This is a genomic window from Agromyces sp. S2-1-8, from assembly GCF_021129215.1.
Classification (GTDB): Bacteria; Actinomycetota; Actinomycetes; order Actinomycetales; family Microbacteriaceae; genus Agromyces; species Agromyces chromiiresistens.
Genome location: NZ_JAJOLP010000001.1, coordinates 392781 through 406518, shown reverse-complemented (window position 1 = coordinate 406518; position 13738 = coordinate 392781). Strand labels below are relative to the sequence as shown.

9 protein-coding genes are annotated in these 13738 nt (G+C 70.6%); all 9 read left to right on the top strand.

Annotated features, from left to right (window positions below):
- The first annotated feature begins 118 nt into the window (after positions 1-118).
- The 9 genes from LR269_RS01785 to araA all read left to right on the top strand — a co-directional run bounded on the left by LR269_RS01785 (position 119) and on the right by araA (position 13737).
- Positions 119-1747, top strand: coding sequence for a sugar ABC transporter ATP-binding protein (locus tag LR269_RS01785; protein WP_231428995.1), 1629 nt, complete (start codon positions 119-121; stop codon positions 1745-1747).
- The gene (locus tag LR269_RS01780; protein WP_231428994.1) at positions 1744-2829 is read left to right on the top strand and encodes an ABC transporter permease; all 1086 of its coding nucleotides are present in this window, start codon (positions 1744-1746) and stop codon (positions 2827-2829) included. The genes LR269_RS01785 and LR269_RS01780 overlap by 4 nt, the downstream gene beginning before the upstream one ends.
- Complete coding sequence (locus LR269_RS01775) at positions 2826-3881, top strand: ABC transporter permease (protein WP_231428993.1); 1056 nt, start codon at positions 2826-2828, stop codon at positions 3879-3881. The genes LR269_RS01780 and LR269_RS01775 overlap by 4 nt, the downstream gene beginning before the upstream one ends.
- Positions 3882-4099: 218 nt before the next feature.
- Positions 4100-7057, top strand: a complete 2958-nt coding sequence (locus tag LR269_RS01770) for a carbohydrate binding domain-containing protein (RefSeq protein WP_231428992.1) — start codon at positions 4100-4102, stop codon at positions 7055-7057.
- Positions 7058-7225: 168 nt separating this feature from the next.
- Positions 7226-8377 (top strand): SLC13 family permease, encoded by a 1152-nt coding sequence (locus LR269_RS01765; protein WP_231432200.1) that lies wholly within the window; start codon positions 7226-7228, stop codon positions 8375-8377.
- Positions 8378-8506: 129 nt separating this feature from the next.
- Positions 8507-9544: a LacI family DNA-binding transcriptional regulator gene (locus LR269_RS01760; protein WP_231428991.1), complete on the top strand. Its 1038-nt coding sequence runs from the start codon at positions 8507-8509 to the stop codon at positions 9542-9544.
- A gap of 172 nt (positions 9545-9716) precedes the next feature.
- Entirely contained in the window at positions 9717-10433 is a 717-nt protein-coding gene (locus tag LR269_RS01755) for an L-ribulose-5-phosphate 4-epimerase (RefSeq protein WP_231428990.1), read from the top strand.
- Positions 10430-12115 (top strand): xylulokinase, encoded by a 1686-nt coding sequence (locus tag LR269_RS01750; RefSeq protein ID WP_231428989.1) that lies wholly within the window; start codon positions 10430-10432, stop codon positions 12113-12115. The genes LR269_RS01755 and LR269_RS01750 overlap by 4 nt, the downstream gene beginning before the upstream one ends.
- 98 nt (positions 12116-12213) lie before the next feature.
- On the top strand, positions 12214-13737 hold the full coding sequence (araA, locus tag LR269_RS01745; protein ID WP_231428988.1) for an L-arabinose isomerase: 1524 nt from the start codon (positions 12214-12216) through the stop codon (positions 13735-13737).
- The last annotated feature ends 1 nt before the right edge of the window (position 13738 follow it).

The window sequence follows — 13738 nt, the reverse complement described above, 5'->3', positions numbered from 1 at the left end:
GACGGCGCCGTCTCCCTCGGCGCGCTGCACATGCGGTGCGGGGTCAGCCCGATGGCGGCCCCGCACCGCTGCCCACCGAGACGTCGGCCGCTGCGGCCGGGTACAGGATGCGAACGTAATGACTGAAGCACTGCCCATCGTCGAGATGCGCGACATCTCGATCGAGTTCCCGGGCGTCAAAGCGCTGGACGGGGTCGACTTCCGCCTCTTCCAGGGCGAAGTCCATGCGCTGATGGGCGAGAACGGCGCCGGCAAGTCGACGCTCATCAAGGCGCTCACGGGCGTCTACCGGATCGACGGCGGTTCGATCGTCGTCGCCGGCCAGGAACGCCAGTTCAACGGAACGGCGGATGCGCAGCATGCGGGCATCTCGACCGTGTACCAGGAGGTGAACCTGGTCACCAACCTCACGATCGGCGAGAACGTCATGCTCGGGCACGAGGTGCGCGGCACGTTCGGCGTCAACTGGAAAGCCACCCACGCGGCCGCGACCGAGGCGCTCGCCCGGCTCGGACTCGGGCACCTCGACACCCACAAGCCCCTCTCCACGCTGTCCATCGCCATGCAGCAGCTCGTCGCGATCAGCCGCGCGATGGCGATCAAGGCGAAGGTCCTCATCCTCGACGAGCCGACCTCGAGCCTCGATGCGGCAGAGGTCGAGGGCCTGTTCCGCGTCATGCGGACCCTGCGCGACGAGGGCGTCGCCATCCTCTTCGTCTCGCACTTCCTCGATCAGGTCTACGCGATCAGCGATCGCATCACGATCCTGCGCAACGGCCGCTACGAGGGCGAGTACCTCGCGCGAGAGCTCGACCGGCACGCACTCATCTCGACGATGATCGGCAAGGACCTGAACGTGCTCTCCTCTCTCGGCGGCAACCGCCGCGTCGAGGAGCGCGACTACGCGGCGGAGGAGCCGCTGCTCGCAGCGAAGGGGATCGGCCGTCGCGGTTCGATCGAACCGACCGACCTCGACATCCACCCCGGCGAGGTCGTCGGGTTCGCAGGCCTCCTCGGGTCGGGCCGCACCGAGCTCGCCCGACTGCTCTACGGCGCGGACCGCCTCGACGAGGGCTCCATCACGCTGCGGGGCGAGCACGTCGACATCAAGAATCCCGGCGACGGCCTCGGCAGGCGCATCGCCTTCTCGACCGAGAACCGGCGCGATGAGGGCATCATCGGCGATCTCACGATCCGCGAGAACATGATCCTCGCGGTGCAGGCCGAGCGCGGCTGGGCGCGCCCGATGTCGCGCAAGGAGCAGGACGAGATCGTCGACCGATACGTCAGCGCGCTCAACGTGCGGCCCGCCGACCCGAACCGCCTCATCAAGAACCTCTCGGGCGGCAACCAGCAGAAGGTGCTGCTCGGCCGGTGGCTCGCCACGAAGCCCGACCTGCTCATCCTCGACGAGCCCACGCGGGGCATCGACGTCGGCGCGAAGGCCGAGATCCAGGAGGCCGTCGCCCGGCTCGCCGAAGACGGCGTCTCGGTCGTGTTCATCTCCTCGGAGCTCGAAGAGGTCGTGCGACTCAGCGAACGCATCGTGGTCCTGAAGGATCACCAGAAGATCGGCGAGATCGTGAACGGCCCCGACGTGACGGCGCAACAGGTCGTCGACGTCATCGCCGCGCACGGGGTCGACGCCGCCGCTCGCAGTGGCATCATCGATGCCGAGGACGACGCGCACCCGACCGCCTCGACCGACGACGGGCAACTGCCCGAGCTGACGGAGGAACACTCATGAGCACCGCCGCTCGATCCACCTGGCTGCACGACCTCGTGCGCAAGCCGTTCTTCTGGGGCGTGGTGGCGATCATCGCCCTCCTGCTGCTCAACGTCATGAAGGACCCGACGTACCTGGCGATCTCGGTCAACCCCGACAACGGCAACCTGGTCGGCAACCTCGTCGACATCCTCCGCGCCTCGGCGCCGATCCTCATGATCGCGGTGGGCATGTCGCTCGTGATCGCCACCGGTGGCATCGACCTCTCGGTCGGATCGGTGATGGCGGTCTCCGGCGCGGTCGCGATGGTGTTCATGAAGGACGCCGGACAGTCGGGTTCCCTCGGCGTCGCCCTCGGCGCCATCGGGCTCGCGCTCGCCGTGAGCGCCGTGCTCGGCGTCGTGAACGGCGTGCTCGTCGCCTACATCGGCCTGCAGCCGTTCATCTCGACCCTCATCATGATGCTCGCAGGGCGGGGCATCGCGAAGGTGATCACGGAGGGGCAGAACACGTCGGCGACGAACGATCCGTTCCGCTGGCTCGCGAACGGCTTCGTCGTCGGCCTCCCCGTGGTGTTCCTCCTCGCACTCGCGATCGTCGGGCTCGTCGGGCTCGTGGTCCGCCGCAGCGCCCTCGGCCTCATGATCGAGGCGATCGGCATCAACCCCAAGGCGAGCCGCATGGCCGGCATCCGACCGAGCGGACTGCTGCTGACCGTCTACGTGCTGAGCGCCGTGCTCGCCGGTATCGCCGGCATCATGTCGGTCGGCACCGTGATGACGGTGGACGTCTCGCGAACCGGCTACCAGATGGAGCTCGACGCGATCCTCGCGGTCGTCATCGGCGGCACGTCCCTGTCGGGCGGCAAGTTCTCGATCGGCGGCGCAGTGGTCGGCGCGCTGCTCATCGCGACGCTCGACAAGACCGTCGTCTTCCTCGGCGTCTCGTCGTCGGCGACGCCGGCGTTCAAGGCGATCGTCATCGTCGTGCTCTGCCTGCTGCAGTCCGACCGGGTGCGCGGCTGGTTCGTACAGCGTCGGAAGCCTCCGAAGGAGCGACCCGTTCCGAACGCCGTCGCCGCGAGAGAAGAGGTGTCGGCATGACCGCACTGCAGTCCCCCCGCCTCGAGCCCCAGGTCGAGGCATCCCCGCACTCGCGACTGTGGGAACGCGTGAAGCGCGTCGTCGCGTCGAACCCGTCGGTGCTGCCGACGGCCGCGGCCATCGTGATCTTCATCGGCATGGTGATCTACGGCGAGGTGGCCTACGGGCGCATCGTGCAGTACAACACCCTGTCGAACCTGCTCATCAACAACGCGCACCTCATCATCCTCGCGGTGGCGATGACGTTCGTGATCCTCACCGGCGGCATCGACCTGTCGGTCGGCTCGGTGATCGCGCTGTCGAGCGTCGCAGGCGTCATGCTCTCGAACGCGGGATGGAACCCGTGGGTCGTGATCGTGCTGATGATCCTCATCGGCACCGCGTTCGGCCTCGCGAGCGGCATCCTCATCCAGTACTTCAACGTGCAGCCGTTCATCGCGACGCTCGCCATGATGTTCCTGGGGCGCGGCCTCGCATCGCTGCTCAGCACGAGGCCCGAGCGGCTCGCCGACGACTCGCCGATCCTCTGGCTCGGCGAGCAGCTCAAGGTCATCGACGGCGAGAAGGTGAACGACGTCGTCATCACGCCGGGCGTCATCATCGCCGTGCTGGTCGTCATCGTCGCGTTCTTCGTGCTCCACCGCACCCGCACGGGCCGCACCGTCTACGCGATCGGCGGCTCGGAGAGCTCGTCGTCGCTCATGGGCCTCGCGGTGCCGCGCACGAAGGTGCTCGTGTACGTCATCAGCGGGACGCTCGCGGGCGTCTCGGCGGTCGTGTACACCTCGCGCCTCGGCATCGCGCAGAACATCACCGGCATCGGGTGGGAGCTCGACGCGATCGCCGCGACCGTCATCGGCGGCACACTGCTCACGGGCGGCTACGGCTACGTGCTGGGCTCGGTCGTCGGAGCCCTCGTGCTCGGGCTGATGAACGTGCTCATCACCCGCGACGGCGGCATCCCGCCCGAGATGACGACGATCATCACCGGCGGCATCCTGCTCGTGTTCGTGCTCCTGCAGCGCCTCGTGCTCATGCGCCGGCGGACGTAGCCGACGCGCTCGGTTCCCGGCGATCTCGTCGACGGCGCCTCCCCGCACACCCACAAGCCCGATTGGGGCCGGCCGCAGTCGGTTCACGTGAACCGACTGCCGCCGGCAGCTCCATCGAGCTCTGCCATCGTGTCCAGACGTTGCGTCGCGCCGGTGTTCCGGCGTCCGCAGCGCGAGGCGGGCGGAGCTCATCGCGATCGAATCAAAGGAGACAAGACGTGAAACGACATGAACGACTCGCGGGCCGCGGACGCGGCCGCCCTGCCCGGGCGTTCGCCGCGACGCTCGGCATCGGCGCCCTGGTCGCCTCCGTGCTCAGCGTGGGAGGCGGCGCATACGGCGCAACGACGGACATCATCGAGAACGGTACGTTCGAGACCGGCATCGTCGGATGGTCGGCCCCGCTCGGCGGGACGCTCTCGGAGAGCGACGACGCCAAGTCGGGTGCGAAGGCGCTCGCCATCAGCGGACGGACGAGCTTCCAGTCCGGCCCTGCGGCGACGGTCACCGGCCTGCTCGAGACCGACAGGTCCTACGATCTGAGCCTCGCCGTCAAGTTCGACGCCGGGCGGGCATCCCAGAACTTCAACGTCGTGCTCTGCACGGCATCGCGGAGCCGCTGCGACGTCGTGGCCTCCGCGGCGGTGACGGCGGGCCAGTGGACCACCATCGAGAAGGCGTTCACGCCCCTCTCGGCCGACTACGACATCCTCTTCGTCGAGACCCCGTGGAACACCGACATCCAGACGTTCGTCATCGACGACGTGTCGCTCACGACCGAGGGCGGGTCAGGACCGGCGATCGAAGAGCCGCCCGCCGTCGCGGGCAATCTTCTTCCCGACGGTCGCTTCGTCGACGGCTTCACGGGGTGGAGCAGCGTGCGCGGCGGCACGCTCGCGCTCAGCACGGATGCCGCGAGCGGTGCCAACTCCCTGCAGGTCACCGGCCGCGCCAACACGCAGTCGGGTCCGTTCGCCGACGTCACGGGCAAGCTCGAGGTCGGGGCGACCTACCGCATGAGCGGCAAGCTGAAGTACGAGCAGGGCAACGACACCCAGCAGTTCAACTTCACCTTCTGCCCCTCGAGCTTCAACGGCTGCGCCGACTACGGCCAGAGCTTCACCCGCGGCGAGTGGGGCACCTTCTCGCGCGAGTTCACGGCGGAGGCGAAGCATGCCGCGGCGAACTGGCTCTTCGTCGAGACGCCGTGGGGAGCGAACGCGCTGCAGGACTTCAAGGTCGACGACGTCTCGCTGATCAAGATCGCCGATGCCCCGCCGGCTCCGGAGTACACGAGCCTCGAGAAGGTGCAGACGAAGCCGGTCGGCGACCACAACCCGCTGGTCGGCCACAAGTTCGGCGCAGACCCGCACCACCTCGTGTACAACGGGCGGCTCTACATCTACTCGACCGACGACACCCAGCAGTACGAGCTCAACAGCAAGGACGCGAACGGCCTGCCGACGCAGTCGAACGGCTACGGCGGCATCACCCGGCTGAACGTCATGTCGACGAGCGACATGGTCAACTGGGTCGACCACGGCGCCGTCCCGGTCGCCCGTGAGGGCGGCGCCGCCCCGTGGGCCCGCAACTCCTGGGCTCCGGCGGCCATCGAGAAGGACGGCAAGGTCTACCTCTACTTCTGCGACAGCGGAACCGGCACCGCGGTGGTCGTCGGCGGCTCGCCGCTCGGGCCGTGGACCGACCCGCTCGGCAAGAAGATCATCCCCGACACCGTCTCGCAGGACTACATCGCGAGCGGCGGGTTCCCGGCCGGCATGTGGCTCTTCGACCCCGAGGTCTTCATCGACGACGACGGGCAGGGCTACCTGTACTTCGGCGGGAACTCGCAGATCGGCACCGCGCCGAACATCCAGGGGCCGCAGAACCCGAAGTCGACCCGCGTGGCGAAGCTGAAGGACGACATGGTCACCCTCGACGGCGACCCGGTCGAGATCGACGGACCCGGCATGTTCGAGGCCTCGAGCATGTTCAAGCACGGCGACAAGTACTACTACTCGTACTCGTCGAACTTCCAGGTGAACGAGGTGCCGGGGAAGTACCCCTCTCGGGGCGCCATCGCCTACATGATGACGGACGACCCGATGGACCTGCCCGCCGCGAAGTACGCCGGCGTCGCGTTCCAGAACCAGGGCACGTTCTTCGGGGCGGGCAACGGCGGCAACAACCACTCGGACATGTTCACCTACAAGGGCGAGACGTACTTCACCTACCACGCGCAGACGCGCGGGGCGGCGTGGGCCGCTGCGCTCGGCACCCCGGGTGCGACCCAGGGCTACCGCTCGGTGCACATCGACAAGCTCGAGTTCAACGCCGACGGCACGATCAAGCCGATCACGGGCACCCGCGCAGGGGTGGAGCAGGTCGAGGCCTTCGACCCGTACCGCACGTTCGAGGCCGAGACCCTCGCCTGGCAGCTCGGCATCGGCACGGCCAAGACCGACGTCCCCTCGGCCGAGTTCCCGGAGCACAACGGCAACGGCAACATGGTGCTGTCGCGGATCGACGACGGCGACTTCGCCGGCCTCTCGGGCGTCGACTTCGGCTCAGGAGCCACCTCGGTGTCGGCCGAGGTCAAGCCGCTGGTCGAGGGCGGGAGCATCCAGGTGCGCCTCGACGACGCCGACGGCCAGGTCGTCGCCGAGATCCCCGTCGAGGGCGAGGTCGGCGAGTGGACCACGGTGACGGCCGACGTCGACGGCGCGAGCGGCACCCACGACGTGTTCTTCGTGTTCGCCGCTCCCGACGGCCTCGACGCCGACACCGACCTCGTCGAGGTCGACAACTGGGCGTTCGCGGCCCTGCAGCCGACGGCGCCCACCGCGCCGCAGGCTGTCGCCGTCGTCTCCGGCGATGCCAGTGCGAAGGTGACCTGGCAGGCGCCCGCGAGCGACGGCCACTCGGAGATCACCTCGTACCGCGTGACGGCGACACCCGTGGTCACCGGTGGCAAGTCGAAGCAGGCGGTGCCCGTCGTCGTCGAGACCACGGAGCCGGCCGCGACCCTCAGCGGCCTGCGCAACGGCGTCGACTACACCGTCGTGGTGACGGCGACCAATGAGCACGGCACCTCCGAGGCATCCGAGCCGGTCGTGGCGAGCCCGCGCGTCGCGCGGGCGACTCCGGCCACGCCGCCCTCGAAACCTCGCGGCTGATCGCACGCGAACGGGCCGGGCCCCGGCGGTCCGGCCCGTTCGCGCGTGCCCGTCGCCGACGCGACCGTCGACGACGCGACCGTCGCCGACGCGACCGTCGACGAGGCGGACCTTCGGCCGCCCAAGGCGGTGGCGGGCGCCGCTCCGGGAGTCGGCTACCCTCTCCTCGTGCGGATTGCAGTCGTGGGGGTCGTTCTCGTCGTCCTCGGAATCGCGGCGATGGTCGGCGGTGTCCTCCCACTCGACGCAGTCGGCGCACTCGCCGTTCGTTCGGCGCCCATCCTGGGTTTCGTCGTCGCGATGACGATCGTCGCGGAGCTCGCGGCCGAGGCCGGGGTCTTCCGTGCGATGGCGCAGCGGCTCGCCCGATTCGCCCGCGGCCGGGCGATCGTGCTGTGGCTGCTCGTGGTCGCGGCCGCCACCGCGTCGACGATCTTCCTCTCGCTCGACACGACGGCCGTCCTGCTGACGCCCGTCGTCGTCGCGGTCGCGGCGCACGCCCGCATCTCGCCCATCCCGTTCGCGCTGACGACCGTCTGGCTCGCGAACACGACCTCGCTCCTGCTCCCGGTGTCGAACCTCACCAACCTGCTCGCCGCCCAGCGCCTCGAGCTGCACCCGATCGGCTTCGCGGCGCTCATGTGGGCCCCGACCCTCGTCGGGATCCTCGTGCCCGCCGGGTTCCTCCTCGCCACGCGTCGGAGGCAGCTCAACACGCGGTTCGTGCCCGACGAGCCCGCACCGCCCCGAGACCGCGTGCTCCTGACGATCGCGTCGATCGTGCTCGTCCTGCTCGTCCCCTTGCTCGTGTCGGGCGTCGAGGTGTGGATTCCGGCGACCGCCGCCGCAGCGGTCCTGGTGGTCGTCTTCCTCGTGCGCCGACCGGCCGTGGTCCGCCCCGCGCTGGTGCCCTGGCGGCTCGTGGTGTTCGTCGCCGGGCTCTTCCTCGCCATGGAGGCCGCCCATGAGCTCCGTCTCACCGAGGTCCTCGCCTCGCTCGCCGGCGGCGGGGAAGGCCCGATCGAGCTCCTGCGCCTCGCCGGGGTCGCAGGATTGAGCGCGAATGCGTTCGACAACCTTCCGGCCTACCTCGCGCTCGAGCCGTTCGCCGACAGCCCGTTGCGCACCGCGGCCCTCCTCATCGGAGTGAACGCCGGCGCACTGATCACGCCATGGGCATCGCTGGCGACGCTCCTGTGGCACCACCGGCTGGTCGCGATGGGCGTCCAGATCTCGTGGCTGAGATTCGCTGCGCTCGGACTCGTCGTGGCGCCCCTCACCGTCACCGGCGCCGTCCTCGCCCTCGCCGCATTCGCGTGAGCGGCCGGTCGCCCGTGTGCGCGGCTGCCTCCGCGGCGGCACGCGCGGTCTCGCCGCCGCGCACTCGGGTCTGCCCGCCGCATGCCCGGCCCCGCCCGCCGTACACTCGGGCGGTGGAGGTGTGATGCGGTGAGCGAGGCGAGCCCCGAGGTATCCGGCGCCGACCGCGCGCGTGCCCGCCCGGTCGGCGTACGCGAGGTGGCATCCCGCGCCGGTGTGTCGCGGCAGACCGTGTCGCGTGTGCTGAACGACCATCCCGATGTCGCCGACGAGACGAAGCAGCGGGTGCTCGACGCCATGCGCGAGCTCGGGTACCGCATGAACAACGCCGCCCGCGCGCTCGGCACGAACCGGTCGCGTACCATCGGCGTACTCGCCTCGGACGCACTGCAGTACGGCCCATCGCGCAGCATCGCGGCGGTCGAGCAGGCGGCTCGGGCCGCGGGCTACTGGGTCAGCGCCGTCTTCGCCGAATCGGACGACCCCGGCCAGGTCGCCGCCGCGGTGCAGCACCTGCAGGCGCAGTCGGTCGAAGGGCTCGTCGTGGTCGCGCCGACGAGGGGCGCGCTCGAGATGATCGAATCGCTCGACGCGGGCATCCCGATCGTCACCCTGCACTCGGCCGGGCACGAGCCGAACAGCTTCTCGGTCGACCAGGTGGCCGGTGCTCGACTCGCGGTCGCATGCCTCGCCGATGCCGGGCACCGCCGCATCGCGCACCTCGCGGGCCCATCGAACTGGCTCGAGGCCGAGTCCCGTGCCGCGGGCTTCGTGGCGGAGCTCGCCGCACGCGGGCTCGAGACCGGACCCCGGTTCGCCGGAGACTGGACCGCGGGCTCGGGGGCGGATGCCGCTGGCGCGGTGCTCGCCTCCGGAGTCACCGCGGTCTTCGTCGCGAACGACCAGATGGCGCTCGGGCTCCTCAGCGGGCTGCGTGAGGCCGGCATCGACGTGCCCGCCGCGATGAGCGTGGTCGGCTTCGACGACGTGCCCGACGCCGCATACTACTCGCCTCCCCTCACGACCGTGCGGCAGGACTTCGAGGAGCTCGCCCGCCGGGCCGTGCACGCCCTCATCGGTGCGGCCGAGGGGGCGGATGAGGTGCCCCGCGAGCCGCTCGTTCCCGAGCTCATGGTTCGCCGCTCGGTCGCAGCACCGCCCCGCTGAGCGACGAACCGGAGCGGGTTGACGCGCTCACCGGTTCATGGTTCACTGTTCCGTGACCGGTCACAGTGACCGGTCACGGCCGCTGGCTCGGTGCGGTGGTCTCGAAACATGGCCGCTCGTTGAGACCGGCCGGGACCCCGGTGGTCCGGCCAGAACAGAGGAGTCGACCCGCATGAGTGCATCGAGGCACTACGAACCAGCGGTCGAGACCGCGATCAGTCGTGTCCGCGACGAGGTCGCGCGCCTGCACGGCGAACTCGTGCGCTACGGCCTCGTCGTCTGGACGGGCGGCAACGTGTCCGGCCGGGTGCCGGGAGCCGACCTCTTCGTCATCAAGCCCTCGGGGGTCTCGTACGACGAGCTCTCGCCCGAGAACATGATCCTGTGCAACCTCGACGGCGAGGTCGTGCCCGGCACGCCGGGCAGCGACCGCAGCCCCTCGAGCGACACGGCCGCGCACGCCTACGTCTACCGCAACATGCCCGAGGTCGGGGGAGTGGTGCACACCCACTCGACCTTCGCCGTCGCCTGGGCGGCACGCGGCGAGGAGATCCCGTGCGTGATCACCGCGATGGCCGACGAGTTCGGCGGCCCGGTGCCGGTCGGTCCGTTCGCGATCATCGGCGACGACTCGATCGGCCGCGGCATCGTCGAAACCCTCACCGGCCACCGCTCGCGTGCGGTGCTCATGCAGAACCACGGGCCGTTCACGATCGGCTCCGACGCGAAGGACGCGGTCAAGGCCGCCGTCATGCTCGAGGACGTCGCGCGCACGGTGCACCACGCCCGGGAGGCGGGGCCGCTCGTCCCGCTCCCGCAGGAGTCGATCGACCGCCTCTTCGCGCGCTACCAGCACGTCTACGGTCAGCCCGGCGAGGCGCGCCGATGAGCACGGATGCCTCGCCGTCGACCATCCTCGAGGCGCGCACCGCGCTCGGCATCGAACTCGGCTCGACCCGCATCAAGGCCTGCCTCGTCGACGCCGACGACCCCACCACGGTGCTCGCGACGGGCTCGCACGAGTGGGAGAACGAGTTCACCGAGGATCGTCGCTGGAGCTACTCGCTCGAGTCGGTCTGGTCGGGTCTCGCCGCCGCCTACGCGGAACTCGTCGCCGACGCCGAGCGACGTCACGGCGTGCGGCCGACGACCTTCGGCGCGATCGGCGTCTCGGCGATGATGCACGGCTACCTCGCGTTCGACGAGCAGGGCGGGCTGCTCGTGCCGTTCCGTACCTGGCGCAACACCTCGACCGGGCCGGCCGCCGCCGAGCTGAGCACGGCGTTCGGCCTCAACATCCCGCTGCGCTGGTCGATCGCGCACCTGCACCAGGCGATCATCGACGCCGAGCCGCACGTCGAGCGGCTCGACTTCCTGACCACCCTCGCCGGTTACGTGCACTGGCGGCTCACCGGCCGGAAGGTGCTGGGAATCGGCGACGCCTCGGGGATGTTCCCGATCGATTCCGCCACAGGCGGTTACGACCCCGACCTCCTCGTGCGCTACGACGCACTCGCCGAGGGCCGTCGGCCGGGTACGCGGGTCGCCGAGCTGCTGCCCGAGGTGCTCGGCGCGGGCGAGCACGCCGGCGAGCTCACCGCCGAGGGGGCGATGCTGCTCGACCCGACGGGCGAGCTGCGACCGGGCGCGCCGCTCTGCCCGCCCGAGGGCGACGCGGGCACGGGCATGGTCGCGACGAACTCGGTCGCACCGCGCACGGGCAACGTGAGCGCCGGCACGAGCATCTTCGCGATGGTCGTGCTCGAGCGGCCGCTCGCGAGCGCGCACCACGAGATCGACCTGGTGACGACCCCCGCGGGCGATCCCGTCGCGATGGTGCACTGCAACAACGGCGCCTCCGAGCTGGCGGCGTGGGCGGGCGTCTTCGAGCGCTTCGCCGAAGCGGCCGGCGCGACCCGCGACGGCGCGCCGCTCGCGCGCGACGCGGTCTTCGAGGTGCTCTTCGGCGAGGCGCTCGCGGGCGAGCCCGACGCCGGCGGACTGCTCGCCTACAACACGCTCGCGGGCGAGCCGATCGCGGGGCTCGACGAGGGCCGGCCGATGGTCGTGCGCACGCCCGACAGCCGGCTCACGCTCGCGAACCTCATGCGCGCGCAGCTCTACGGCGTGTACGGCACGCTCGCGCTCGGCATGCGCGTGCTCTCCGCCGAGGGCGTCGAGCTCGACCGCATGTTCGGCCACGGCGGCATCTTCCGCACGGCCGGGGTGGCGCAGCGCTTGCTCGCCGGGGCGCTCGATGCCCCGGTCGCGGTCGGCGAGACGGCCGCCGAGGGCGGTGCGTGGGGCATCGCGGTGCTGGCCGCGTACCTGCGCGAGCGCGGCCACGGCACTGACGACGAGCGGGATGCCTCGCTCGGCGCGTACCTCGACCACCGGGTGTTCGCGGGGTCGGCCGTCGAGGTCGTCGAGCCGGAGGCATCCGACGTCGCGGGCTTCGCCGCCTACCTCGAGCGGTACCGTGCGGGCCTCGTCGCGGAAGCCGCGGCCGTCGCGGCGCTCGCCCCCACGACCACCCCGACCCCCGAAGACGAGTCGACGAAACAGAAGTAGTCGGCTTGGTGGCCGCGGCGCGCCACCTCTTCCGCGGCGGGGGCCGTCACGGCCCCGCCGCGGACCAGACCCCGGCCGACCAGGCCAGAAGGAACGACATGACCCGCACCAAGCTCTCCACCTCGCTCGACGGCTACGAGGTGTGGTTCCTCACCGGCAGCCAGCACCTCTACGGGCCCGAGACGCTCGCGCAGGTCGCCGAGCAGTCCCGCGCGATCGCCGCGCAGCTCGACGAGGCGTCCGACGTGCCGGTGCGAGTCGTCTGGAAGCCCGTGCTCACCGACTCGGCCGCGATCAAGCGCACCGCGCTCGAGGCGAACGCCGACGACCGCGTGATCGGGCTCGTGGCCTGGATGCACACGTTCAGCCCAGCCAAGATGTGGATCGCCGGCCTCGACGCCCTGCGCAAGCCGCTCGCCCACCTGCACACGCAGGCGAACGTCGAACTGCCGTGGGCCGACATCGACTTCGACTTCATGAACCTCAACCAGGCGGCGCACGGCGACCGCGAGTTCGGGTACATCCAGACGAGGCTCGGCGTGCCGCGCAAGACGATCGTCGGGCACGCCTCCGACCCGGCCGTGCAGCGCGAGCTCGGCACGTGGCAGCGCGCCGCCGCCGGCCTCGCCGCGAGCCGCGACCTGAAGCTCGCCCGGTTCGGCGACAACATGCGCTACGTCGCCGTCACCGAGGGCGACAAGACCGAGGCCGAGCTGCGGCTCGGCGTGCAGGTCAACACGTGGGGCGTCAACGAGCTCGCCGCGGCGGTCGCCGCGGCGACCGAGGCCGACGTCGACGCGCTCGTCGCCGAGTACGAGGAGCTCTACGACGTCGCGCCCGAACTGCGCCGCGGCGGTGACCGCCACGCGTTGCTGCGCGACGGAGCGGCCATCGAGCTGGGCCTGCGCTCGTTCCTCGAGGAGGGCGGCTTCGGCGCCTTCACGACGAGCTTCGAGGACCTCGGCGAGCTGAAGCAGCTTCCCGGCCTCGCGGTGCAGCGCCTCATGGCCGAGGGCTACGGCTTCGGTGCCGAGGGCGACTGGAAGACCGCAGTGCTCGTGCGCATCGCGAACGTCATGGGCGCAGGTCTCCCGGGCGGTGCGAGCCTCATGGAGGACTACACCTACGACCTCACGCCGGGTGATGAACTCATCCTCGGCGCGCACATGCTCGAGGTCTCGCCGTCGCTCACGACCGCGCGGCCCACGCTCGAGGTGCACCCGCTCGGCATCGGCGGCAAGGACGACCCCGTGCGACTCGTCTTCACCGCCGACCCCGGCCCCGCCGTCGTCGTCGCGATGAGCGACCTGCGCGACCGCTTCCGCCTGACGGCCAACGTCGTCGAGAACGTCGCGCCGCGCGAGGCACTGCCGAAGCTGCCGGTCGGCCGTGCCGTCTGGAAGCCCGCGCCCGACTTCGCGACGAGCGCCGGCGCCTGGCTCGTCGCGGGCGCCGCGCACCATACCGTCATGTCGAACGCGGTCGGCATCGAGGTCTTCCGCGACTTCGCCGAGATGGCCGAGCTCGAGCTGCTCGTGATCGACGAGCAGACCACGCGGGAGGGGTTCGCCCACCAGGTGCGCTGGAACCAGGCGTACTACCGCCTGGCGCAGGGGCTCTGAG

Coding starts and splice junctions, on each gene's coding strand:
- LR269_RS01785 (WP_231428995.1), top strand. CDS start 119: ATGACTGAAGCACTGCCCATCGTCGAGATGCGCGACATCTCGATCGAG.
- LR269_RS01780 (WP_231428994.1), top strand. CDS start 1,744: ATGAGCACCGCCGCTCGATCCACCTGGCTGCACGACCTCGTGCGCAAG.
- LR269_RS01775 (WP_231428993.1), top strand. CDS start 2,826: ATGACCGCACTGCAGTCCCCCCGCCTCGAGCCCCAGGTCGAGGCATCC.
- LR269_RS01755 (WP_231428990.1), top strand. CDS start 9,717: ATGAGTGCATCGAGGCACTACGAACCAGCGGTCGAGACCGCGATCAGT.
- LR269_RS01750 (WP_231428989.1), top strand. CDS start 10,430: ATGAGCACGGATGCCTCGCCGTCGACCATCCTCGAGGCGCGCACCGCG.
- araA (WP_231428988.1), top strand. CDS start 12,214: ATGACCCGCACCAAGCTCTCCACCTCGCTCGACGGCTACGAGGTGTGG.